This window comes from Streptomyces sp. NPDC127106, assembly GCF_042677605.1.
Taxonomy (GTDB): Bacteria; Actinomycetota; Actinomycetes; order Streptomycetales; family Streptomycetaceae; genus Streptomyces.
This window is the reverse complement of the sequence record NZ_JBHXTC010000054.1, coordinates 1-23,268: the sequence shown is the minus strand read 5'-3', so window position 1 is coordinate 23,268 and position 23,268 is coordinate 1. Positions and strand designations below refer to the sequence as shown.

Annotated in this window: 24 protein-coding genes and 1 pseudogene; 2 read left to right on the top strand and 23 right to left on the bottom strand. The window is 72.2% G+C overall.

Translation table 11 applies throughout. The features are described from left to right. Nucleotides 1-52: 52 nt before the first annotated feature. From pyrH to rpsB, 3 genes are all read right to left on the bottom strand, one after another. On the bottom strand, nt 53-832 hold the full coding sequence (gene pyrH / locus ACFVGY_RS30900; RefSeq protein WP_361095289.1) for a UMP kinase: 780 nt from the start codon (nt 830-832) through the stop codon (nt 53-55). 163 nt (nt 833-995) lie between these two features. Further along, nucleotides 996-1,832 carry a translation elongation factor Ts gene (gene tsf / locus ACFVGY_RS30895; protein WP_385683521.1) on the bottom strand — a complete coding sequence of 279 codons (837 nt, stop codon included), beginning with the start codon at nt 1,830-1,832 and terminating at the stop codon, nt 996-998. A 134-nt stretch (nt 1,833-1,966) separates the two neighbouring features. Beyond that, entirely contained in the window at nt 1,967-2,824 is an 858-nt protein-coding gene (rpsB, locus tag ACFVGY_RS30890) for a 30S ribosomal protein S2 (RefSeq protein ID WP_385683518.1), read from the bottom strand. Nucleotides 2,825-2,990: 166 nt separating this feature from the next. Here rpsB and ACFVGY_RS30885 point away from each other — a divergent pair. Further along, nucleotides 2,991-3,548: pseudogene (locus tag ACFVGY_RS30885) on the top strand (peptidoglycan DD-metalloendopeptidase family protein); the annotation flags it as partial. A 151-nt stretch (nt 3,549-3,699) separates the two neighbouring features. Here ACFVGY_RS30885 and ACFVGY_RS30880 read toward each other — a convergent pair. From ACFVGY_RS30880 to proS, 18 genes are all read right to left on the bottom strand, one after another. After that, nucleotides 3,700-4,257, bottom strand: coding sequence for a TetR/AcrR family transcriptional regulator (locus ACFVGY_RS30880; protein WP_385683602.1), 558 nt, complete (start codon nt 4,255-4,257; stop codon nt 3,700-3,702). 52 nt (nt 4,258-4,309) lie between these two features. Next, the gene (gene whiG, locus ACFVGY_RS30875; protein WP_385683515.1) at nt 4,310-5,146 is read right to left on the bottom strand and encodes an RNA polymerase sigma factor WhiG; all 837 of its coding nucleotides are present in this window, start codon (nt 5,144-5,146) and stop codon (nt 4,310-4,312) included. Between the two features lie 248 nt (nt 5,147-5,394). After that, entirely contained in the window at nt 5,395-6,624 is a 1,230-nt protein-coding gene (gene dprA, locus ACFVGY_RS30870) for a DNA-processing protein DprA (RefSeq protein WP_385683512.1), read from the bottom strand. After that, entirely contained in the window at nt 6,621-8,261 is a 1,641-nt protein-coding gene (locus ACFVGY_RS30865) for a YifB family Mg chelatase-like AAA ATPase (protein ID WP_385683509.1), read from the bottom strand. Before ACFVGY_RS30865 ends, dprA begins: the two co-directional genes overlap by 4 nt. Then, complete coding sequence (locus ACFVGY_RS30860) at nt 8,261-8,632, bottom strand: YraN family protein (protein ID WP_385683506.1); 372 nt, start codon at nt 8,630-8,632, stop codon at nt 8,261-8,263. Before ACFVGY_RS30860 ends, ACFVGY_RS30865 begins: the two co-directional genes overlap by 1 nt. 107 nt (nt 8,633-8,739) lie before the next feature. Then, the gene (locus tag ACFVGY_RS30855; RefSeq protein WP_179178094.1) at nt 8,740-9,048 is read right to left on the bottom strand and encodes a DUF2469 domain-containing protein; all 309 of its coding nucleotides are present in this window, start codon (nt 9,046-9,048) and stop codon (nt 8,740-8,742) included. A 55-nt stretch (nt 9,049-9,103) separates the two neighbouring features. Then, complete coding sequence (locus ACFVGY_RS30850) at nt 9,104-9,607, bottom strand: NUDIX hydrolase (RefSeq protein ID WP_385683503.1); 504 nt, start codon at nt 9,605-9,607, stop codon at nt 9,104-9,106. Further along, complete coding sequence (lepB, locus tag ACFVGY_RS30845; RefSeq protein ID WP_385683500.1) at nt 9,597-10,409, bottom strand: signal peptidase I; 813 nt, start codon at nt 10,407-10,409, stop codon at nt 9,597-9,599. The genes ACFVGY_RS30850 and lepB (ACFVGY_RS30845) overlap by 11 nt, the downstream gene beginning before the upstream one ends. 42 nt (nt 10,410-10,451) lie before the next feature. Next, a complete protein-coding gene (gene lepB / locus ACFVGY_RS30840) occupies nt 10,452-11,342 on the bottom strand; it encodes a signal peptidase I (RefSeq protein WP_385683497.1) in 891 nt (296 codons plus the stop codon). A 112-nt stretch (nt 11,343-11,454) separates the two neighbouring features. Further along, entirely contained in the window at nt 11,455-12,639 is a 1,185-nt protein-coding gene (lepB, locus tag ACFVGY_RS30835; protein ID WP_385683494.1) for a signal peptidase I, read from the bottom strand. Then, on the bottom strand, nt 12,632-13,408 hold the full coding sequence (lepB, locus tag ACFVGY_RS30830; RefSeq protein ID WP_385683491.1) for a signal peptidase I: 777 nt from the start codon (nt 13,406-13,408) through the stop codon (nt 12,632-12,634). The genes lepB (ACFVGY_RS30835) and lepB (ACFVGY_RS30830) overlap by 8 nt, the downstream gene beginning before the upstream one ends. Nucleotides 13,409-13,451: 43 nt before the next feature. Beyond that, complete coding sequence (gene rplS / locus ACFVGY_RS30825) at nt 13,452-13,802, bottom strand: 50S ribosomal protein L19 (RefSeq protein WP_179176229.1); 351 nt, start codon at nt 13,800-13,802, stop codon at nt 13,452-13,454. Nucleotides 13,803-13,935: 133 nt separating this feature from the next. Further along, nucleotides 13,936-14,757, bottom strand: a complete 822-nt coding sequence (trmD, locus tag ACFVGY_RS30820; protein WP_385683488.1) for a tRNA (guanosine(37)-N1)-methyltransferase TrmD — start codon at nt 14,755-14,757, stop codon at nt 13,936-13,938. Continuing rightward, entirely contained in the window at nt 14,757-15,308 is a 552-nt protein-coding gene (rimM, locus tag ACFVGY_RS30815) for a ribosome maturation factor RimM (protein ID WP_385683486.1), read from the bottom strand. The genes trmD and rimM overlap by 1 nt, the downstream gene beginning before the upstream one ends. Nucleotides 15,309-15,389: 81 nt before the next feature. Beyond that, nucleotides 15,390-15,629 (bottom strand): RNA-binding protein, encoded by a 240-nt coding sequence (locus ACFVGY_RS30810; RefSeq protein ID WP_031107040.1) that lies wholly within the window; start codon nt 15,627-15,629, stop codon nt 15,390-15,392. A 2-nt stretch (nt 15,630-15,631) separates the two neighbouring features. Then, complete coding sequence (gene rpsP / locus ACFVGY_RS30805; RefSeq protein WP_385683482.1) at nt 15,632-16,069, bottom strand: 30S ribosomal protein S16; 438 nt, start codon at nt 16,067-16,069, stop codon at nt 15,632-15,634. A gap of 216 nt (nt 16,070-16,285) precedes the next feature. Continuing rightward, complete coding sequence (locus tag ACFVGY_RS30800) at nt 16,286-16,885, bottom strand: hypothetical protein (RefSeq protein ID WP_385683479.1); 600 nt, start codon at nt 16,883-16,885, stop codon at nt 16,286-16,288. 226 nt (nt 16,886-17,111) lie between these two features. After that, complete coding sequence (gene proS / locus ACFVGY_RS30795; RefSeq protein ID WP_385683476.1) at nt 17,112-18,524, bottom strand: proline--tRNA ligase; 1,413 nt, start codon at nt 18,522-18,524, stop codon at nt 17,112-17,114. A gap of 131 nt (nt 18,525-18,655) precedes the next feature. On the opposite strand from proS, the gene ACFVGY_RS30790 reads away from it, so the two are divergent. Beyond that, nucleotides 18,656-19,333 (top strand): methyltransferase type 11, encoded by a 678-nt coding sequence (locus ACFVGY_RS30790; protein ID WP_385683473.1) that lies wholly within the window; start codon nt 18,656-18,658, stop codon nt 19,331-19,333. A 38-nt stretch (nt 19,334-19,371) separates the two neighbouring features. Here ACFVGY_RS30790 and ftsH read toward each other — a convergent pair whose 3' ends face one another. Beyond that, nucleotides 19,372-21,306: an ATP-dependent zinc metalloprotease FtsH gene (gene ftsH, locus ACFVGY_RS30785; RefSeq protein WP_385683470.1), complete on the bottom strand. Its 1,935-nt coding sequence runs from the start codon at nt 21,304-21,306 to the stop codon at nt 19,372-19,374. A 142-nt stretch (nt 21,307-21,448) separates the two neighbouring features. Next, nucleotides 21,449-23,017: a signal recognition particle protein gene (ffh, locus tag ACFVGY_RS30780; RefSeq protein ID WP_385683467.1), complete on the bottom strand. Its 1,569-nt coding sequence runs from the start codon at nt 23,015-23,017 to the stop codon at nt 21,449-21,451. Nucleotides 23,018-23,268 lie beyond the last annotated feature (251 nt).

The following is a 23,268-nucleotide window of genomic DNA, read 5'->3' as shown; positions in this document are numbered from 1 at the left end:
AGGCGGGCGGTGCGGGCCGGGCCCCGCGGGGCCCGGTCCGGCTGCGGACCGCTCAGGCGCGGGTTCCCTGGTCGCTCACGAGCGTGCCGATCTTCTCACCCTTGACGGCGCGGGCGATATTGCCCTCGGCGAGCAGTTCGAACACCAGGATCGGCAGCTTGTTGTCGCGGCACAGCGTGATGGCGGTGGCGTCGGCGACCTTGAGGTCGCGGGCCAGCACCTCGCCGTACTCCAGCGCGTCGAACTTGACCGCGTCGGGGTTCTTCTTGGGGTCGGAGTCGTAGACCCCGTCGACGCCGTTCTTGCCCATGAGCAGGGCCTCGGCGTCGATCTCCAGGGCACGCTGGGCGGCCGTGGTGTCGGTGGAGAAGTACGGCATGCCCATACCGGCGCCGAAGATCACGACGCGGCCCTTCTCCAGGTGCCGTACGGCCCGCAGCGGAATGTACGGCTCGGCGACCTGGCCCATGGTGATCGCCGTCTGCACGCGGGAGTCGATGCCTTCCTTCTCCAGGAAGTCCTGGAGGGCGAGGCAGTTCATGACGGTGCCGAGCATGCCCATGTAGTCGGACCGGGCGCGGTCCATACCGCGCTGCTGCAGTTCGGCGCCTCGGAAGAAGTTGCCGCCGCCGATCACGACGGCGATCTCCGCGCCGTCCCGGACCACCGCGCCGATCTCGCGCGCGATGGCATGGACGACGTCGGGGTCGACGCCCAGTCCGCCACCACCGGAGAAGGCTTCGCCCGACAGCTTCAGCATGAAGCGGCGGCCCTTCTTCCCGTGGTCGCTCTTGTCGTCGGAAGCGTTGTGGGGGTCCACGCCCTGATTCATGGAGATCTCCTCGTGCACATACGAAGAAGGCCATTGCCGGTGGGTCCTCGCGGTTCCCTCTACGGCAATGGCCTCCTCGTCAGATCTGCGGTCGTTCCGCGCGTACGCGGACGACTGCCTCAGACCCTACCGGGGTCCGGTGTCCGTCGTTGTACGGACGGACTCAGATGCCGACCTTGATGCGCGTGAAGCGCTTCAGGGTGACACCGGCCTCGTCCAGGACCTTCTGGACGGACTTCTTGTTGTCCAGGGCGTACGCCTGGCCGAGCAGCGTGGCGTCCTTGAAGAAGCCGTTGACGCGACCCTCGACGATCTTGGCGATGGCAGCCTCGGGCTTGCCCTCCGCGCGGGTGACCTCTTCGGCGATGCGGCGCTCGGACTCGACCTTCTCGGCCGGGACGTCCTCGGCGGACAGCCACTGCGGGGCGAACGCGGCGATGTGCTGCGCGACACCGCGGGCGACCTCGGCGTTCTCCTTGTCCAGCTCGACCAGGACGCCGATCTGGAACGGCAGGTCGGGCATGGTGCGGTGCATGTAGGAGGCCACGTAGCCGCCGGTGAACTGCGCGAAGCGGTCCAGGACGATCTTCTCGCCGAGGTTGGCGTTGGCCTCGTCGACGAAAGCGGTGACGGTCTTGCCGGGCTCGATCTCGGAGGCGAGCAGAGCCTCGACGTCGGCCGGGGAAGTGGCGGCGACGTGGGCGGCGAGCTGGTTGGCGACGGCGAGGAACTTCTCACCCTTGGCGACGAAGTCCGTCTCGCACTTCAGCTCGAGCAGGACACCGGAGGTGTTGTCGTCGGCGATCAGGGTGACGACCGCACCGTTCTCGGCGGAACGGCCCTCGCGCTTGGCGACGCCCTTCTGACCCTTGATGCGGAGGGCTTCCTGGGCCTTCTCCACGTCACCGTCGGCGTCGACGAGCGCGTTCTTGCAGTCCAGCATGCCGGCGCCGGTGAGCTCGCGGAGCTTCTTGACGTCAGCGGCGGTGTAGTTCGCCATGAGTCTGTGTTCTCTCTCGAAGTCGTAGATCTACGGGTGAACGGCGGAGGAGGCGCGCTCGTGGCGCGGCTCCCCCGCCGTCATCGTCCGTCCTGCGAGTGCCCGGCGCGTGAACGCCGGGCGCCCTCAGCGGGTCAGGCCTGCTCGGCCTCGGCGGCCGGGGCAGCCTCGGCAGCCTCGGCGGCCGGGGCGGCCTCGGCGGCGTCGGCCTTCTTCTCGCCCTCGAGCAGGTCGCGCTCCCACTCGGCGAGCGGCTCGCCGGCGGCCTTGTCGCCCGGCTTCGAGTCACCGGTCGCAGCGCCGGAGCGGGCGATGAGGCCCTCGGCGACAGCGTCGGCGATCACGCGGGTGAGCAGGGTGACGGAGCGGATCGCGTCGTCGTTGCCCGGGATCTTGTAGTCGACCTCGTCGGGGTCGCAGTTGGTGTCGAGGATCGCGACGACCGGGATGTTCAGCTTGCGAGCCTCGCCGACGGCGATGTGCTCCTTCTTGGTGTCGACGATCCAGACGGCGCTCGGCACCTTCTGCATCTCGCGGATACCACCGAGGGTCTTCTCCAGCTTGGCCTTCTCGCGGGAGAGGACCAGGAGCTCCTTCTTGGTGAGACCCGAGGCGGCGACGTCCTCGAAGTCGATCGCCTCGAGCTCCTTCAGGCGCTGCAGGCGCTTGTAGACGGTCGAGAAGTTGGTGAGCATGCCACCCAGCCAGCGCTGGTTGACGTACGGCATGCCGACACGCGTCGCCTGCTCGGCGATGGCCTCCTGGGCCTGCTTCTTCGTACCGACGAACATGATCGAGCCGCCGTGCGCGACGGTCTCCTTGACGAACTCGTAGGCGCGGTCGATGTACGACAGCGACTGGAGCAGGTCGATGATGTAGATGCCGTTGCGCTCGGTGAAGATGAAGCGCTTCATCTTCGGGTTCCAGCGACGGGTCTGGTGACCGAAGTGGACGCCGCTCTCCAGCAGCTCCCGCATCGTTACGACGGCCATGGCCATCTCCTTGGTTTTCTCGGTTTGGTCCTGACGTCCCACCGCGTCCTGCCCCCGGAAAAGGGACCGAGAGACGCTGCCACACGGCCTGTCCGGCCGGTGCTGGGGCGTGCGAAGTCGACCCGGTGACCCGGATCGCCGTAAGAAGTGTACGGGACCGGGCGGTATGCCAGGTGACGCCGCTGTCCACACCCTGGCGCCCGTCCACAGGCACCGCCCTGCCGACCGGGCGGTGCGGGACGCTGCGGGCATGACGACACTGCTGCTCGCACTGCTGCTGGCGGTGGCCCGGGCGGGCACCCCGCCCGCCGGGGCCGCACTGCCCGCGACCCCGGCTGCGCACGCCTCGTACGCCTCGTACGCCTCGTACGCCCCGCACTCGTACGGCTGGTATGCCGCGCGGGCCCCGCGGGCCCCGGCCTGGGCGGGGCCGGTCCTCCGGCCGCTGCCGGCCCCGCTCGTGGTGGCCCGCTGGTTCGATCCGCCGCCGACCCCGTACGCGGCGGGCCATCGCGGGGTGGACCTCGCCGCCCCGGCGGGCGCGCGCGTACGGGCCGTGGGGCCCGGCCGGGTCCACTTCGCGGGCCCGGTGGCCGGGCGCGGGGTGCTGTCCCTGACGCTGCCCGGCGGCCTGCGCACCACGTACGAGCCGGTCCGCCCGCTCGTCGCCGAGGGGGAGGCGGTCGCCGCGGGCCAGGTCGTGGCCGTCCTGACGGAAGGCGGCCACTGCGGGGGCCCATGTCTGCACTGGGGCCTGCTGTCGGGCGACGCCTACCTCAACCCGCTGGCGCTGCTGCCGCGCCCCACGCCGAGGCTGCTGCCGGCGGCGGACCCGCCCGGCGGGCTGCCCCGGTCGGCGCGGCGGGCCCCGGAAGTCAGCCGCGCACGCCCCGGAGGGCCATCGCGACCGCCGTCTCCGTCACCACGACCGGGTCCTCGGCGGCGCCGAGCTCGATCCGCCGCACCGCCGCGTCGACCACGCCCTGGAGCAGCATGGCCGCCAGCCTGGGCTGCTCCTGTCCCAGGGCGGCGAGCGCCTCCACGATCATCGCGACGAGTCCGCCGTGTGCCGCGCGGATCTTCTCGCGGGCGCCCGCGTCCAGCTCGCTCGCCGAGATCGCGACCACCGCCCGGTGCCGGCGGTCGCCGACCAGGCCCAGCTGGCTGCGCACGTACGCCTCGATCTTCGCCTCGGGGGTCGTCGCCTGCTCCATCGCGGCCTCGATGTCGGCCGCCCACACGGGGAAGTCCACCGCGCACAGCTCTTCGACCACGGCGGCGCGGGACCGGAAGTACTCGTACACGGAGGACCGGGCGAGCCCGGTGCGCTGCGCCAGGGCGGGGAAGGTCAGCGCCTCCGTCCCGCCCTCGGACAACAGGGAGCGCGCCGCGTCCAGCAGGGCGCGGCGCTGCATCGACCGGTGCTCGGCCACGGAGGCCGCTCGAATCCTGGGCACGCGTCCACTGTACGGAGGTCCGGGTGGCTCAGCGCCCCACATCCGCAAGCTTTGCGCGGAGTTGCAACACCGACTTGGTGTGGATCTGGCTGACCCGGCTCTCGGTCACCCCGAGCACGTTGCCGATCTCGGCGAGCGTGAGGCCCTCGTAGTAGTAGAGGGTGACCACGGTCTTCTCGCGCTCGGGCAGCGTGTTGATGGCACGGGCCAGCAGCCTGCGCAGCTCGCGGTCCTCGGCCACCTCCACCGGGTCGTCAGCGGCGGTGTCCTCCAGGGTGTCCATCAGGGAGAGGCGGTCCCCGCCCTCCCCGCCGACGTGCAGCAGCTCTTCCAGGGCGACCACGTTCGCCAAGGACAACTGGCTGAAGACCGTGTGGAGTTCCTCCACCGCGATGCCCATCTCGCCGGCGACCTCCTGCTCCGTCGGGGTGCGGCGCAGCTGGGCCTCCAGGGTGGCGTAGGCCCGCTCGACGGCCCGCGCCTTCTGCCGTACGGAGCGCGGGATCCAGTCCAGCGCCCGCAGCTCGTCGATCATCGCGCCACGGATCCGGGTGATCGCGTACGTCTCGAACTTGATGGAGCGGTCGAGGTCGAACTTTTCGATGGCGTCGATCAGCCCGAAGACCCCGGAGGAGACGAAGTCGGCCTGCTCCACGTTGGGCGGCAGGCCCACGCTGACCCGGCCGGCGACGTACTTCACCAGGGGCGAGTAGTGCAGGATCAGCTGCTCCCGCAGGCGTTCGTCACCCGTCTCCTTGTACGCGTGCCACAGCGCGTCCAGGGACGAGGGCGCGGTGGCCCGCACGCCGCCGCGGGCAGCGGGAGGCACGGCGGCGCGGTCGGACCCTGAGATGTGCTGGGGCATGCTTCGCCTTTGCCGGAGCGGGATTCCTTGGGAGCGTAGCGTGACGAGATTGTCGCGGTGCGCGAAGAGTACGGGATCGTATGAGGCCCCAGGCACGTCCCGGCCCGCACGGGCCACCCGGGACCGGCGCCTGGCGCTCGGTCCCGACTGCTGCCGACGGAAGGACCGCGTCTTTCATCGGCTTCACTCTTTCACCGGAACGCCCCAGGTCAGCGAACGCCTCGCCGGTTGCCACCGGTTCGTGTGGCTCATCGGCGTGTCTGCGACGTCAACCGCCAGCCGTCGCCCAGCCGTTCGACGAACCCCAGAGAGTGAAGTTCGTACAGTCTGCCGATGACTTCATCGGTTCCGGTGCCCGCGGCGAGAGCGAGCTCCTCCACCTGCGCGGGGCGGCCGGCCGGGAGTGCTTCGAGCACCCGCGCGGTGTCCGGGTGCAGCAGGTCCCGGGGCAGGACGGGTCCGCGCCGCTCGGGGGCGAGCTCCCCGATCCCGCCGACGAGTTCGACGACCTCCGCGGCATCGGTGACGAGCACGGCCTCGCCGCGCAGCAGCTCGTGCACCCCGGCCGAGAGCCCGCTGGTGGCGGGGCCGGGGACGCCCATGGTGAACCGCCCCAGCTCGCGGGCCCGCCGCGCGGTGACGAGGGAGCCGCTGCGGTGGGCCGCCTCCACGACGACGGTGCCCCGCGTGAGGGCCGCGATGACCCGGTTGCGCAGCACGAACCGGGCGGGCGTCGGATGGCTGCCGGGCGGCAGCTCCCCCAGCACCAGCCCCTGGCCGGCGATGGCTCCGAGCAGCCCGGCGTGTCCACGGGGGTAGGCGACGTCCACCCCGCAGGCCAGTACCGCGGCCGTGGCCCCGCCGCTGCTGAGGACCCCGCGGTGGGCCGCGCCGTCGATCCCGTACGCGGCCCCGGACACCACCACCCAGCCCCGCTCGGCGAGCCCGGCGGCCAGGGTGTGGGCCATGTGCGCGCCGTACGGGGTGCAGGCGCGGGCGCCGACCACGGCGACCGAGCGCAGCGCCCAGGTCCGCAGGTCGGGGGTGCCCCGCACCCACAGGCCGACGGGCCGCGCGTCGCCGAGGTCGTCGAGCTGGGTCGGCCACTGGGCCGACCCGGGGCAGACGAACCGGCATCCCGCCGCGGCGGCGGCCGCCAGGTCCCGCCGGGGGTCGGCGACTGCGGCCCGTGCGCGGTATCCGGCGAGCCGCCGGGGCCCCGCGCCGCCGAGGGCCGCCGGCTGCGGGTCGGGGCCGGTCAGCAGCCGCATCAGCCCGACGGCGCCGTGTTCCCGTAGCCAGCGACCGGCGGGCTCGTCCCCGGGCTCCAGCACCCGGGTCAGCGCGGCTCGGGCCGTCACCTCCGGCCCGGGGTCCTCCCGCGCGTGCCCCGCGTGCGCCCCCGGCGCGGAGCCGTGGGCCGGGTCCCGGGCCCCGCCCGGCAGCGACTCCTGCCCGGGCCCCCGCGCCGCGGTCACGGCCCGACCCCGGCGGCCAGGACGGCCCCGCGGCCGATCCCGGTCCGCAGCTCCAGCGCGACGGCCACGTCCAGCGCATCGGGCCGGTCGTTGCCCCGCAGGTCGGCCACCGTCCAGGCGACCCGCAGCACCCGGTCCAGCCCGCGGGCCGTGAGCAGGCCGCGCTCCAGGTCCCGCTCGGCCTGCGCCATCGCGCCCGGCGCCGCCGGCCAGCGGACCCGCAGCTCGTGCCCGGGGATCTCGGCGTTCAGCCGCCACGGGGTGCCGGCCAGCCGGGCGGCGGCGCGGTCCCGGGCCCGCCGGACCCGGGCGGCGACCACCGCCGTGGGCTCCCCGCGGCCGCCGCCCCCGAGCAGCTCGGTGCGGCCGACGGGCTCGACCCCGACCCGCAGGTCCACGCGGTCCAGCAGAGGCCCCGACAGCCGCGCCTGGTAGCGCCGGACGACCGAGGCCGGGCACTCGCAGCCGGCGCCCTGCAGCCCGTGCCGCCCGCAGGGGCAGGGGTTCGCCGCGAGCACCATGAGGAATCTGGCCGGCAACTGCACCACCCCGGCGGCCCGGGCGATGACCACCCGGCCCGATTCGAGGGGCTGGCGCAGCGCGTCCAGCGCTTTGGCGCCGAACTCGGCGGCTTCGTCGAGGAAGAGCACGCCCCGGTGGGCCAGGGAGACCGCCCCCGGCCGGGGCACGCCCGCCCCGCCGCCGACCAGCGACTGCATGGTCGCCGAGTGGTGGGGCGCGCAGTACGGGGCTCTGCTGACCAGCGGATCGCCGGGCGGCAGGATCCCCGCGACCGAGTGGACTGCGGTGACCTCCAGGGAGTGCTGCCGGGTGAGCGGCGGCAGGATCCACGGGAGCCGCTCGGCCAGCATCGTCTTGCCGGCTCCCGGGGGCCCGCTCAGGAAGAGGTGGTGGCCCCCGGAGGCAGCCACCTCCAGGGCCCGGCGGGCCGTGTGCTGCCCGGCGACGTCGCACAGGTCGGGGAAGTCCGCCGCCTCCCCCGCCGCTCCCCCGCCCGGCACGACGCCGGTGCCCAGCCCCGCTCCCGGGACCAGCAGGCCGGCCGGCCCCGGCCCGGGGGCCGGCGGTCCGGCCTCGTCCGGCGGCTCCTCCTCGGAGGCGACGCCGCCGGTGAGGACCGCGATCAGATCGCGCAGGCTGCGTACGCCGAGCACCGAGACGTCCGGGACCAGCCGTGCCTCGGCGGCGCAGCGCCGGGGGACGACCACGCTGCGGTATCCGGCCTCCGCCGCGGCGAGGACGGAGGGCAGCACACCCGGGACCGGGCGGACCCGGCCGTCCAGGCCCAGCTCCCCGATGAGCACCAGGTCGGCGATGACCGCAGGGTCGATCGCCTCGGCCGCGCCCAGTACGGCCGCGGCAACGGCCAGGTCGAAGCCGGCGCCCGACTTGGGCACCGAGGCGGGGCTGAGCCCGACCGTGAGCTTCTTCTGCGGCCAGACGGCACCCGAGTTCACGACGGCGGCCCGGACCCGGTCCCGGCTCTCGACGAGGGTCTTGTCGGGCAGCCCCACCAGTGTGAACGCCGCGACACCGGGCTCCAGGTCGGCCTGGACCTCCACCACCACGCCCTCGACGCCCACCAGGGCGACGGAACAGGCCCGTGCGAAGCCCATCACGCCACCCCCCGGACGTGCTCCACCACCGGCGCGCCGCGCCGCGGCAGCAGGACGCCCACCAGGTCGATGCGCACCCCGCCCGGGGGCGGCCCGCCGTGGTCGGCGAGCCAGCGCCCGGCCAGCAGCCGCAGCCGCTCGGCCTTGCCGGGCCGCACCGCGGCCATGGGGTGCTCGAAGTGCCCCGCCCGTCGGGTCTTGACCTCGCACACGACGAGCGCGTCACCGTCCCGCGCGACGATGTCGATCTCCCCGCCCCGGCACCGCCAGTTCCGCGCGATGACCATCATGCCGGCCTCGGCCAGCCGCCGTGCCGCCAGATCCTCCCCGTACCGCCCCAGCGCCTGCTGCGCCACGCCCTTCGCGTTCATCGGGCACCACCTCCGGCCCCGACGTTCCCGCGGATCCGCCCACCGTGTGGATCTTGGTGGACGGCGGGGCCGTTGTGGACAACCCGTTCACCCCGGAGGGGGAGGGATCAGCTGCCCGGGAGTTCGAGGTCGGTCTTGTTGAGCTCCTCGATGTTCACGTCCTTGAAGGTCAGCACCCGTACCTGCTTCACGAAGCGGGCCGGCCGGTACATGTCCCACACCCAGGCGTCGGCCATCGTGACCTCGAAGAACACCTCTCCCTGCACCGAGTGCACCTGCATCTCGTAGTCGTTCGTGAGGTAGAAGCGGCGTTCCGTCTCGATCACGTACTTGAACAGCCCGACGACGTCGCGGTACTCCCGATAGAGCTTCAGCTCCATCTCGGTCTCGTACTTCTCGAGGTCCTCGGCGCTCATGGCATGTTCCCCTTCAGCCGTGCGTCTCCCTATTGTGCGGCAGGCCGAGGCGGCCCTAGACGATTTCCGGCGCCAGCCGTACCGGCGTGGCCGGGGGACCGTCCTCCAACAGCGTGCGCAGCAGCTCGGCCAGCCGGTTCGGGTACACCGTCTCGCGGGCCGCCAGGAGTTCCTCCGGCGTCCACCACCGGGCCCCGGTGACGCTGCGCTGCTCCAGCTCGGTGAGCCCGTGCGGCTCGGTACGGGTCTGCGCGGTCCGCGCCAGGTAGTACCACTCGTCCTGCTCCCAGCGCCGCCCGGCGAACGGGAAGGAGCAGTACCGGTGCCACAGCACCGGCCCCAGTTCCACCTCGGTGATCCCGGTCTCCTCGGCGAGTTCCCGCAGCGCGGCCTGCGCCCGGCTCTCGCCGCCCTCCAGCCCGCCGCCCGGGGTGAACCACCAGCTGACCTCCGGATCGTCGGGCTCGAAGCCGTGCAGCAGCAGGATCCGGTCCGCGGGGTCCAGCAGGATCACCCGGGACACCTTGCGCGGGCCGTCCGCGGGCCGGTCAGCGGACACCGGCGGGCTCCTGCCTGCGGCCGCGCCCGAGGAGCCGTGCGAGCGGCCCGTACGCGGCCCCCAGCACCACCAGCGCGGCCCCGGAGGCGACGGCGACGAGCTGGAGCCGCAGCGGCCCCGGCTTCGAGGTCCCGCCGGGCAGGTCGGCGTACCCCGCGGGCCGCCCGACCATCTTCATGGAGGGCCAGGCCACGGCGTCGACGCGGCCGCGGACGGCCGAGCGGGCCACCGTCCCCTGGCCGGTCTCCTGGAGGTGGGCCCGGGAGTCGAGCGAGTTGGAGCGCATGTCGCCCAGCAGGAAGAGGTTGCCCTCGGGCACGACCACCTCGAACGGGGTGCCGGCCGGGGAGCCCGTACCGGGGGTCGTGCCGTCCAGCATCACGGGCCGGCTGCCGTCGAGGTAGGGCTCGTCGAGCTCTTTGCCGTTCACGCTGAGCCGGCCGCCCTCCCCGCAGCACTTCACGGTGTCGCCACCGATGCCGACGACCCGCTTGACCATGGGAGAGTCGCTCCACATGGCATCAGTAAAGATGACGACGTCCCCGCGCCGCACCTCGCCGCCGTCGATCCGCTGCGCGAGCACCCGGTCACCGGGCTTCACCGTCGGCTTCATCGAGTCGGTCGGCACCGTGTAGGGCTGGTAGAGCAGCGCGGCCCATACGAATCCCCCGAGGAAGAGCACGAAGCCGACGGCCACGGCGATCCCGGACAACACGTTGCCGGCACCGCCGCGGCCGCCCGTGCCACTGCGTATTCCCTGTGTACTGCTTGTCTGTGTAGTGCCTTTCGGCGTTTCGCCCATAGCAGCGCCCCCACATCCGGGATCGACGACCTGGGCGGCACCCTACCTGCCGGTAGTCGCGCTGGTCAGCCTCCGCCGGCGCCAGATCACGACCGGGACGGCTCCGACGAGCCCCAGCGCGGCCGGGCCGGCGCCGATCGCCTTGGCCGCGGCCTGGTCACCGATGCCGGGCTGGTCGAACGTGTCCGGAACCGGCAGGGTCGCCCAGCGGGTGACCGGCCACGCGATGACCACGGCCCGCCCGACGACTTTGTCGACCGGCACGAAGCCCTGGGTGGAGTCCTGCATGTGGTAGCGGGAGTCCTGGGAGTTCTGACGGTGGTCGCCCATCACCCAGATCTTGCCCTTGGGCACGGTCAGCGGGCCGAAGGGGGCGTCATCGCACGGGGTGTTCCCGGGGAAGACGTACGGCTCGTCCAGCGGCTTGCCGTTGACGACGACCGGTCCCCCCTTCTTGCACTCGACCGTGTCCCCGCCGATGGCGATCACGCGCTTGATCAGGTCCTTCTCGTCCGCGGACGGCATCAGGCCGATCTTGCTGAGGATGGTCTGCAGGAAGTTGGGCTCCGGGGTGGGCTCCCCGGCCAGCCAGCTCGCCGGGTCGTGGAAGACCACGACCTCGCCACGCTCGGGCTCCGAGCCGAACCACGGGGTCAGCTTGTCCACGAGCACCCGGTCGCCGCGCTGCAGGGTGTTCTGCATCGAGTCGGACGGGATCGAGAACGCCTGCACCAGGAAGGTCTTGATCAGCAGGGCGAGCAGCAGGGCGATGCCGATGAGGAGCGGGAGCTCCTTCCAGAACGAGCGCTGCGGGTGCTCCTCGGCACCGTCCTCGGCCTCTTCGGCCTCGCGGGCCTCGCGCTCGGCATCGCGCTGGATGCCGTCCGGCCGCTCCTCGCCCTCATCGCGTCCGGACCGCGCGCCTACCGCCACGTCCCCCACATCCACTCCTCACTCGGAATCGCCGCCCGCGCCGGATACGGCACGGGCCCTCCCCTCCCTTAACGAGCGGGAGTTCCCTAGGGCGCGGGAGACCGAGGACACACTATGCGACGGGTGGGCCTGCGCGGCGCCCCCGGCGACCGCGTCGTCCGCTGCGTTGCTGATCGGGCACGGTGCTGAACGTCGCGGGCTGCTCCAGCTTGCGCCAGTGGTCGAACGGCCAAGCGATGACCACGGCTTCCCCGACGACGCCCTTTTCGTCGATGGTGCCCTGGAACGGCTCGTCGAGGTGGAACCGGGAATCGGCTGAATTCGCCCGGTGGTCGCCCATGACGAAGAGCCGGCCGGGCGGTACCTGCACCTCGAAGCGGATCTCGGAGGGGGCGTTCCCGGGGTTCACGTACGGCTCGTCGAGCGGCGTCCCGTTGACCGTGACGCGGCCCTTGGCGTCGCAGCACATGACGGTGTCGCCGCCGATGGCGATGACCCGCTTGATCAGGTCCTGTTCGTCGGCCGAGGGCAGCAGGCCGATGAACGTCAGGGTCTGCTTGATCTGCTTGACGCCCACGGGGTCGCGGGGCGGGCGGGCGGCCTCGCCCTTGAGCCAGCCCCCGGGGTCCTTGAACACGACGACGTCGCCCCGCTCGATCGGGGATCCGAACCACGGGGTCAGTTTGTCGACGAGCACCCGGTCGCCGATCCGGATGGTCTGCTCCATGGACCCGGACGGAATGAAGAACGCCTGCACCAGGAAGGTCTTCAGGAGGAGCGCGATGCACAGCGCCGCGACCACCAGCAGCGGCACCTCGCCCGCCCGGCGCGTGCGCCTGCGCCTGCGGATCCGGCGGGCCAGCCGGCGCCGCTCGGCCCGGCCGCCGCCCTCCGGCGCGCCGGCCGGCCCGCGGGGCTTCCTGCGGGTCTCCGGTTCGGGCTGCGGAGCGCGTCCGCGACGCGGCCGCTCGGCCCGCCGCTGCTCGACGCGGTCGTCTCGGCCGCGCGCCGCCCCACCGCGGGGCGCCGAGCCGCGCACGGACTCGCCGCGCGGCCGGTCGGGGCGCGGCCGGTCGGTGCTGATCCAGTCGGGACGGACCTGGTCGGTGCGCGGCGGTTCGTCGCTGATCCAGTCCCGGCGGCCCTGGTCGGTGCGCGGCGGCTCGTCGCTGATCCAGTCCGGGCGGGCCCGGTCGGTGCGCGGCCGGTCGGTCCGCGGCCGGTCGGTCCGCGCCCGCTCCGAGCGCCCCCGCTCCGTGCGGGCCCGCTCGCCACGCGACCGCCCGCGGCTACCCATGACCGCCCCCCGCCGTGCCGCCGCCGCGCGGACCCGTCACACCCAAGCGCGAGACCGGCCAGCCGATCCAGTCGGCCCGCCCGATCACCTTCTCCACCGGCACCATCCCCCCGCCGGGCTCGCCCAGATGGTCCCGCGAGTCCCGGGACTGGGAGCGGTGGTCGCCCATGACCCACAGGGTTCCCAGCGGCACCACGATCCGGAACGGGACCTTCGATGGAGCATCGCCCGGGTACACGTACGGCTCGTCCATCGGCACCCCGTTGACCTTGATCCGTCCGCCGGCGTCGCAGCACACCACGTCGTCACCGCCGACCCCGACGACCCTCTTGACGAAGTCCGTCTCGGACGGCTCCCCGATCCCGAGGGCGGAAGCCGCCCCGCTCACCAGCCCGGCGAGGGGGTTCTGCGCGGCCGGCTCCCGCACGAAGGAGCCCGTGCCGTCGAACACGACCACGTCCCCGCGCTGCGGCTGATCGCCGAAACGGTACGCCAGCTTGTTGACCAGGACCCGGTCCCCGACCCGGAGGGTCGGCTCCATCGACTTGCTCGGGATGAGGAAGGGCTGCACCACGAAATTGCTGAGCAGCAGCAGGAAGGCCGTGCACAGCACACCGAGGACCGCGGCTCCGCGCCAGGTCGGCAGCGCCCGCAGGCCCCGCCGGGCGAGGCTCCGGGCGGAATCCCGGCCGAAAGCAGAACGCGGCCGCCCCTCCCCCGTACCGGGGGCGGAGTGGCCGCGTGGTGTGAGCTCTGCTTCGGTGTCCATTGGGGGGAGCCTATCCGCCCTCCCCCGGGATCCGGAGTGGAGATCAGCGGTCGCGCTTCTCCTTGATCTTCGCGGCCTTGCCGCGGAGCTCACGGAGGTAGTACAGCTTGGCGCGGCGAACGTCACCGCGGGTGACGACCTCGATCTTCTCGAAGATCGGGGAGTTCACCGGGAAGGTGCGCTCGACACCGACGCTGAAGGAGACCTTGCGAACGGTGAAGGTCTCGGAGACGCCGGCGCCCTGGCGGCGGATGACGACACCCTTGAACTGCTGGATGCGGGAGCGGTTGCCCTCGATGACGCGGACGTGGACGTTGACGGTGTCACCCGGGCGGAAGTCCGGGACGTCCGAGCGCAGCGTGGCGGCGTTGATGCCGTCGAGCAGGTGAGACATGTTCTTCGTCTGCTTTCTTCGCACGACGCCACAGGTCGCCGGTGCGGGTCTTCGTAGAGAGTTCCGGAGCCGTGCCACCCGTCGTACGACTGTCCCCCTGTGGCAGGGGCGCACGCGAGCACACAGCAGCCGCCTATTCTTCCACGGCCGGGTTCCTGCGCCAAAATCGGCCGTCGGCGGTCGGCTGCCAGCCCATGGTGCTGAGCAGTTCCCGGTCCTTCTTGTCGTACGCGGACGCCTCGCAGCGCTCGATCAGGTCCGGGCGGTTCTGCGCGGTCCGGCGCAGCGCCTCGTCGCGGCGCCAGCGGGCGATCTTCCCGTGGTGGCCGCTGAGGAGCACCTCCGGGATGCCGCGGCCGCGCCACTCGGGCGGCTTGGTGTAGACGGGCCCCTCCAGCAGGTTCTCCATCTCGCCGGGCGCGAAGGAGTCGTCGCGGTGCGACTCGGCGTTGCCGAGGACGCCGGGCAGCAGCCGGGCCACGGCCTCCGTGATCACGAGTACCGCGGCCTCGCCGCCCGCCAGGACGTAGTCGCCGATGGACACCTCGTAGACCGGCACGCGCGTGGCGTACTCGTCCATGACGCGGCGGTCGATGCCCTCGTAGCGGGCGGGGGTGAAGATCAGCCAGGGCCGCTCGGAGAGCTCGACGGCGAGCTCCTGGGTGAACGGGCGGCCGCTGGGGGTGGGGACGACCAGGACGGGCCCGTGAGCACCGGCCTCGTACCCGTCGGCCAGGGCCGCGTCGAGGGCCTCGCCCCACGGCCCGGTCTTCATCACCATGCCGGGACCGCCGCCGTACGGGGTGTCGTCGACGGTGTTGTGCCGGTCGTAGGTCCAGTCGCGCAGGTCGTGGACGTGGACGTCGAGCTGCCCGCGGGCCCGCGCCTTGCCGACGAGGGAGACGTTCAGCGGCTCCAGGTACTCGGGGAAGATCGTGACGACGTCGAGCCGCATCAGGCCTCTTCCCCGTTGTCGCGCGAGGAGACGATCTCGGCGCGGTCGTCGATCAGCCCGGGCGGCGGGGTGATGACGCAGCGCTGCTCCTCCAGGTCGATCTCGGCGACGATCTCCTCGACGAAGGGGATCATCACCTCGGAGCCGTCCGGCCGCTCGACGATGAAGAGGTCCTGCGAGGGCAGGTGGCTGATCTCGGTGATCCGGCCGACCTCGGTGCCGTCCTCCAGGACGACGTCCAGGTCCATCAGCTGGTGGTCGTAGTACTCGTCGGGCTCCTCGGGGAGCTCCGTCGGGTCGACCTCGGCGATCAGCAGCGTGTTGCGCAGCGCCTCGGCGCCGTTGCGGTCCTTGACGCCCTCGAAGCGCAGCAGGAGGCGCCCGCTGTGCACCCGGCCCGTCTCGATGGTGAGCGGACCCGTGGAGGCCGGCTCCGTCAGCAGTACGGCACCGGGGGCGAGCCGCAGCTCCGGCTCGTCGGTCCGCACCTCGACGGTGACCTCACCCTTGATCCCGTGGGCGCGGCCGATCCGCGCGACTACCAGCTGCACTGTCTGTCTCTCCTGTCCAGACGACGACGGGCCGGGGTGGGCACGCATGCCCTCCCCGGCCCGTGCCGGTGATTCAACTGCTCAGCGGACGTGGTCCACGTCGACGAGGTCGACGCGGATGCCGCGGCCGCCGATGGCGCCCACGACGGTGCGCAGGGCACGTGCGGTGCGGCCGTTGCGGCCGATCACCTTGCCGAGGTCGTCCGGGTGGACCCGGACCTCGAGCACCTGCCCGCGCCGCAGGTTGCGCGAGGCGACCTGCACGTCGTCGGGGTTGTCCACAATGCCCTTTACGAGGTGCTCAAGAGCCTCCTCGAGCATGCTCAGGCCTCGGTCGACTCGGCGGCGGCCTCAGCCTCGTCCGCCTTCTTGTCGGCCTTCTTCTTCTGCGTGATGGCCTCGCCCTTGGTCTCGCCGATGCCCTCGAGGGCCTTGGCGAACTCGTCGAAGGAGCGGCGCTTGTCTTCCTTGGTGGCCGGCTGCAGCAGCGGCGCGGGGGCCGGCAGGCCCTTGTGCTTCTGCCAGTCGCCGGTCAGCTTCAGGATCGCGAGGACGGCGTCGGTCGGCTGGGCGCCGACGGACAGCCAGTACTGCGCGCGCTCGCCGTTGACCTCGATGCGCGACGGGTTGTAGGTCGGCTGGTAGATGCCGATCTCCTCGATCGCGCGGCCGTCCCGGCGGGTGCGGGCGTCGGCAACGACGATGCGGTAGTGCGGGGAGCGAATCTTGCCGAGGCGCTTGAGCTTGATCTTGACTGCCACTGGAGTGGTGTCTCCTGAACTTGACGTGGTTGGGCACTTTGAGATGCCACGTGGGGTTGCGGTACTCGGGTGCCCGATGGACGCGTCAGCCGGAGGAGAGAGGGGTCCTATGCGACTGTCGAGTACAGCTTGTCATTGTGCCACATGCCGACGGCGCCTCCTCCCCGGGGCCGGTGGTCAGTGGCACACCGTCCCGCGGCGCCACGCGCCGCCGGCTCAGGACGCGGCGGCGACGACGGCGACCTCGGGGATGCGGAACGGCTTCATGCAGCCGCCGCACACGATCGGGGCCTGGGCCAGCACGGAGGGGACCACCCGCACGTTGCGCCCGCAGTCGCAGACCGCTTTGACGCGTACGCCACCGCCCGAGGAGCCGTGCCGCGCGGCCGGCCCGCGGAAGCTCCGCTTGGTGTCCGCGGCCGTCGCGACCGTGTGCGCCTTCAGCGCGCGCTGCAGCCGCTCCATGGTGGGGCGGTAGCGCTTCTTCGCCTCCGCGTTGAGCGTGACCAGCGAGAAGCCGCTGCTCGGGTGCGGCTCGTCGGAGTGGTCCAGCCCCATCTCCTCGGCGATCGCGAGGAATCTGCGGTTGTGGTAGCGGCCGGCCCGGGAGGTGTCGCGCACTCCGCGGGCGGCGGCGATGCCGTGGACTGCCTCGTGCAGCAGTCGTTCGAAGGAGAGCTCGGCGCCGCAGGCGGACGAGGACTCTCCGATCAGGGACTCGGGGGCGGCAAGATCGGGCAGCTCGGGGTGGTACCGCTGAATGTCGGCCCACGCCTGCGCCAGCTCTGCGGCGAGAACAGGTGGTGTCGTGCTCACGTCGTGACAACGAGCTGAGGGGCCTCGGTGTTCCGATTCCGGGCCATTCCAAATTTTTTGCACGTACCAGTCAGTTCAGCCTGATGCGTCCGGACGAGGACGGGTGCGCCGATCCCAGGAGGAGTCGGTACGTAACGTCGACCGGTAAACGTCAGCCCCGGCGCGCGGCTCGTGCCGCGCGCCGGGGCGCGTGAAGCTTCGACCGGCGTCGATCACCGGCCGTCGATCAGTAAGACCGCGCGACGATGGCGAGCGTACCGGGGGCGTCGTCCGACTCCGGAACCGACCCGTCCTCGGCGATCAGGCAGCGCACGGTCACGGCCTGCTCGCCCAGCTTGGCCTCGCCCTCCGGGCCCAGGTCGGCCCACGGGATCCGCGCCCAGCCGCCGGCGACCGCGGCCTCGGCGGCCTCCTCGAGGGTCGCCACGTCGGTCGTACGGGACTCCCGGCGCTCCCGGGACTCGCGCAGCAGCTGCGCCTGGTCCTCCTCCAGCACCTTGGGCAGCAGGTCCGCCAGGGCGTCGATCTGCACCGGCTCCTTGCCGCCCGGGATCCGGCGGGCCAGCATCGCCGTGCCGGCCTCCAGGTCGCGGGGGCCGATCTCGATGCGCACCGGGACGCCCTTGAGCTCCCAGTCCACGGCGCGGCGACCGAACGGGACGTCGACGCGGTCGTCGACGTGCACCCGCAGGCCGACGGCCTTCAGGCGGTCGCCCAGCTCGCGCACCTTGGCCACGGCCTCGTCGCCCTTGATCGCCATGACGACGACCTGGACGTGGGCCAGGCGCGGCGGGACCCGCAGGCCGTTGTCATCGCCGTGGGACATGATCAGACCGCCGACCATGCGGGTGGAGACGCCCCAGGAGGTCTGCCAGACCAGCTCCTGCTTGCCCTCCTTGGACAGGTAGGAGGTGTTGAACGCCTTGGCGAAGTTCTGGCCGAGCTCGTGGCTGGTGCCCATCTGCAGGGCCTTGCCGTCGCCCATCATGCCCTCGAGGGTGAGGGTGTTGATGGCGCCGGCGAAGCGCTCCTTGGGGGTCTTGCGGCCGAGCACGACGTCGATGCCGAGCACGTTGGTCATGAAGTCGCCGTACACGTTCCGGTGGATGTACGCGGCGTAGTCGCGGGCGTCCTCGTACGTGGCGTGGGCGGTGTGGCCCTCCTGCCAGAGGAACTCACTCGTCCGGAGGAAGACGCGGGGACGCATCTCCCAGCGGACCACGTTGGCCCACTGGTTGATCAGCAGGGGCAGGTCGCGGTAGCTCTGCACCCACTTCGAGAAGTAGTCGTTGATGATCGTCTCGGATGTGGGGCGGACGACGACCGGCTCCTCCAGCTCCTTGCCGCCACCGTGGGTGACGACCGCGAGCTCGGGGGCGAAGCCCTCGACGTGCTCGGCCTCCTTGGTCAGGTAGGCCTGCGGGATGAACATCGGGAAGTACGCGTTCTGGGCGCCCGACTCCTTGATGCGGGCGTCCATCTCCTGCTGCATCCGCTCCCACAGCCCGTAGCCGTACGGTCGGATGACCATCGTGCCGCGCACTGGGCCGTTGTCGGCCAGTTCGGCCTTGTTGATCAGATCCTGGTACCAGCGGGGGAAGTCCTCCGCCTGGGGGGTGAGAACGGGAGCCTTTGCCATGGCGCGAATGGTACGGCGCCGGGCGCTCGATCCGTGAATCGGGTGGCGCGCTCCTCTGGACGCGGGGGCGAATGGGGAGTTCTCTGGCAACGGGGGCAAGGGGGCGACAAGGAATCAGGAGCGCTCTTTCGATGACATCGACGCCGACGCCGACACTCGCCGCCCGGGACTGGGCGGAGATCCAGGAGCGGATGCTCGTACCGCTGTACGAGGCGGTCTTCGACCGGCTGGAGATCGGACCGGGCGACCGGCTGCTCGGCCTGGACTGCGGAGCCGGGCTGGCCCTGCTGCTGGCCGAGGCGCGGGGCGCCGCCACCACGGGCGTGGAGGCGGACCCGGCCCGGCGGGCGCTCGCGCGCGAACGCCTGCTGGAGGTGGTGCCGGCCCCGCCCGCCGGCGTCCGACCGTACGACGTGCTGCTCGGCTTCTCGACCCCGCCGGCGGCCCTGGCCGCGGCCCTGCCGGCCGTCCGGCGGGGCGGAGCGGTGGTCCTGGCCGGCTGGGGCCCGGCGGAGCGCTGCACCGTGCCGGCGGTGCACGGCTGCGGGCCGGTCCCGCAGGACCTGGACGCGCTGGCGGCTGCGGCCGGGCTGGTGCCCGACGGGGCGGGCCGGGTGTTCTGCCCCTTCGGGTACGCCGACCCGGACAGCGCGGTGCGCGGCCTGCTGTCGACCGGGCTGTACGACCGCTCGTGCGATCCGGCGCAGGTCGAGAAGGAGCTGGCCGAGGCGCTTCACCCGTACGAGCGGGCCGACGGCTCCGTCTGGTTGCCGAACATCTTCCGGTACGTGATCACCCGCGTGCCCTGACGGCGGGGCGGCCGGCCCCTGCCGTCAGGGCGGCCCCGTCACTTCGCCACGCGCGGGATGCCGGCCGCGGCGTACGCGGCGGCTTCGTCCAGCGTCTCGTTCGCCAGCAGCGCCTCGGCGAGGGCGTCGAGTTTCGGCCGGTGTTCGCGCAGCAGGCGACAGGCCTCCATGTAGCACTCGTCGACGATCCGCCGCATCTCGTGGTCCACCGCGTCGAGCGTGGACGGGGCCGCCACCAGGCCGTACGGGCTCTGCGGGTCCGGCGGGATCGCGGTGAGCCGGCCGATGCGCTCGCTCATGCCCCACCGGCCGACCATGCCGCGGACGAGGCCGGTGACCTGTTCCAGGTCGTTCTCGGAGCCCGTGGTGATCACGTCGTACACGGTGTGCTCGGCCGCCATGCCGCCCAGGGCGCCGATGATCCGGCCGCGCAGGTACTCCTCGGTGTAGGCGTAGCGGTCCGCCTCCGGTGTGGACAGGGTCACGCCGAGCGCCCGGCCGCGCGGCACGATCGTGACCTTGCGGACCGGGTCGGCGCCGGGCTGGAGCATGCCGAGCAGGGCGTGCCCGCTCTCGTGGTACGCGGTGCGACGGCGCTCCTCCTCCGGCATGACGAGCGGCCGCTCCGCGCCCAGCTGCACCTTCTCCAGGGCCTCGGACAGGTCGGCCCTCGTGACCGCGTCACGCCCCCGCTTGACCGCCAGCAGGGCGGCCTCGTTGGCGAGGTTGGAGAGCTCGGCGCCGGTCATGCCGGGTGTCGTGGCGGCCACGTGCTCCAGGTCCACGTCCGGGGCGAGCGGGATGTCGCGGGTGTGGATGCGCAGGATGGCCGCGCGGCCGCTCTTGTCGGGCGGGGAGACCGTCACCGTGCGGTCGAAGCGGCCGGGGCGGGTGAGAGCCGGGTCGAGGACGTCGGCCCGGTTGGTCGCGGCGATCACGACCACGCCCTCGGAGCCGGAGAAGCCGTCCATCTCGGTCAGGATCTGGTTGAGGGTCTGCTCGCGCTCGTCGTGCCCGCCGATGCCGCCGCCGGCGCCCCGCGCCCGGCCGATGGTGTCGATCTCGTCGATGAAGATGATCGCGGGCGCGACCTTGCGCGCCTCGGCGAACAGCTCCCGGACCCGGGAGGCGCCGACGCCGACGATCATCTCGATGAACTCGGACGCCGACGCGGAGAAGAACGGCACGCCCGCCTCGCCGGCGACCGCCCGGGCCAGCAGGGTCTTGCCCGTGCCGGGCAGGCCCGAGAGGAGGACGCCGCCGGGCATCCGGGCGCCCATCCTGCGGTAGCGCTGCGGGTCCTTCAGGAAGTCGACGACGTCGTTCAGCTCGCCCGCGACCTCGTCGATGCCCGCCACGTCCTCGAAGGTGGTCCGCTTCGCGCCCGCCTCCAGCTCCACGGGCCGGGGCGGCGCCTTGCGGCCCAGCCCGCCGAGACCGCCGCCCATCGCCGAGCCCATCCGGCGCGCGATGAACACCCACAGCAGGATCAGCAGCAGCATCGGGGCGAGCGAGAGCAGCAGGTTGGCCAGGAAGCTGCGCGCCACGACGACCGGGGAGGCCGTCACGTTCACGTTCTGCTTGGTGAGATTGGCCCACAGGTCGTCCTCGGCGAAGGCGGGCCGCTGGGTGACGAACTTCGTGTAGTCGCCCTTGTCCTCGCCGCCGTCCTCCGGCAGCGGCTGCTTCGCCTTCAGCTCGCCCTGGATGGCGTCGCCCTTGGAGTAGATCTTCGAGACGTTCCCGGCCGCGACCTGCTTGCTGAACTCGGTGTACGAGATCGTCGGCTCGTCGCCCTCGTTGAAGAACGACAGCACCAGGTTGGTCGCCAGGAAGACGACCAGCGCCGCCAGGACGAGCCCGCGCCAGCCTCCGGGCATGCGCTTCTTCGGCTGCGGGCCGGGCGGCGCGCCCTCGGACCGCCAGGGGGTGTCGGCCCGGTCGCGGGGCGGTGCGGGGGTGGGGCTGGGCACCGTGGCCTCCTTACGCCGTCCCCCCGGCCGACCATAAGGGATATTCCGGAGCACGGCTTCCGGACGTCCGCGGCGGCGCGCCCGGACGCACACGGGCCCCGGCCGCATCCCGCGGCCGGGGCCCGTGCGTAGGGCTGCGCGCCTACTTCATGAACTTCTTGAACTCGTCCGGCAGGTCGAACTCCTGGCCCGCCTGGCCGCCGGCCGGCAGGCCGAACGGGCTGCCGGCGCCGGCCGGACCGCCCTGCGCGGCCTGCTCGCGGCGGGTGGCCGCCTCCAGCTCCTCCTGCTTGCGCTTCATCGGGTTGCCGCTCTTGCGCTTGCCCTTGGCCTGCTTGGGCTGCTTCTTCTGCCGGCCGGGCCCGCCGCCCATGCCCGGGATGCCCGGCATACCGGGCATGCCGCCGCCCTGGGCCATGCGGGACATCATCTTGCGGGCGTCGAAGAACCGCTCCACGAGGTTCTTGACCGCGCTGACCTCGACACCGGAGCCCTTGGCGATACGGGCGCGGCGCGAGCCGTTGATGATCGTCGGGTCCTGGCGCTCGCCCGGCGTCATCGACTTGATGATCGCTGCGGTGCGGTCGACGTCGCGCTCGTCGATGTTGTTGATCTGGTCCTTGATCTGGCCCATGCCCGGGAGCATGCCGAGGAGCTTGGAGATGGAGCCCATCTTGCGGACCTGCTCCATCTGGGCCAGGAAGTCGTCGAGCGTGAACTCCTTCGGCCCCTTGGCGAGCTTGGCCGCCATCTGCTCGGCCTCGGCCTGCGAGAAGGTCTTCTCGGCCTGCTCGATGAGGGTGAGCATGTCACCCATGTCGAGGATCCGGCCCGCCATGCGGTCGGGGTGGAACGCGTCGAAGTCGTCGAGCTTCTCGCCGTTCGAGGCGAACATGATCTGCTTGCCGGTGACGTGCGCGATGGAGAGCGCGGCACCACCACGGGCGTCGCCGTCGAGCTTGGAGAGCACGACGCCGTCGAAGCCGACGCCGTCGCGGAAGGCCTCGGCGGTGTTGACCGCGTCCTGACCGATCATCGCGTCGACGACGAAGAGGATCTCGTCGGGGCTGACCGCGTCCCTGATGTCCGCGGCCTGCTGCATCATCTCGGTGTCGATGCCGAGGCGGCCGGCGGTGTCGACGATGACGATGTCGTGCTGCTTGGTGCGCGCGTACTCGATGGAGTCCTTCGCGACCTGGATCGGGTCGCCGACGCCGTTGCCGGGCTGCGGGCCGTAGAAGCCGACACCGGCGCGCTCGGCGACGATGCTCAGCTGGTTGACGGCGTTGGGGCGCTGGAGGTCGCAGGCGACGAGCAGCGGGGTGTGCCCCTGGCCCTTGAGCCAGAGGCCGAGCTTTCCGGCGAGGGTGGTCTTACCGGCACCCTGGAGACCCGCGAGCATGATCACGGTCGGGGCGGTCTTGGCGAACCGCAGGCGGCGGGTCTCGCCGCCGAGGATCGAGACCAGCTCGTCGTTGACGATCTTGAGGACCTGCTGGCCGGGGTTCAGGGCCTTGGAGACCTCGGTCCCCAGCGCCCTTTCCTTGACGTTCTTGATGAACGACCGGACGACCGGGAGGGCGACGTCCGCCTCGAGGAGGGCGATACGGATTTCCCGCGCCGCGGCGTCGATGTCCTGCTCGGAGAGGCGGCCCTTGCCCCTGAGGGACTTGAAGGTCGCGCTGAGGCGGTCGGAAAGCGTATCGAACACGGTGGTCGCGGTTCCTCGGGTCGGGGGCGGTGTGGTCGTACCCCAGGGTATCGGTCCCGCCCGCCTTCCCGGCCCTGCGGGCGGCTTTCGTCCCCGCCCCGCCCTTCTCGAAACCGGGGACTCCGCCCCGCCGGCGGGCCGGAACATCCAGCCCCGCCGGCGTTTGAGGCGCGGGGGTGCCCGGTTCGCGGGGGTCGCCGCAGGGGTACGTGGCGACGGCGGCGGCGGCGAGCGAGACCGCCTCCTCGTAC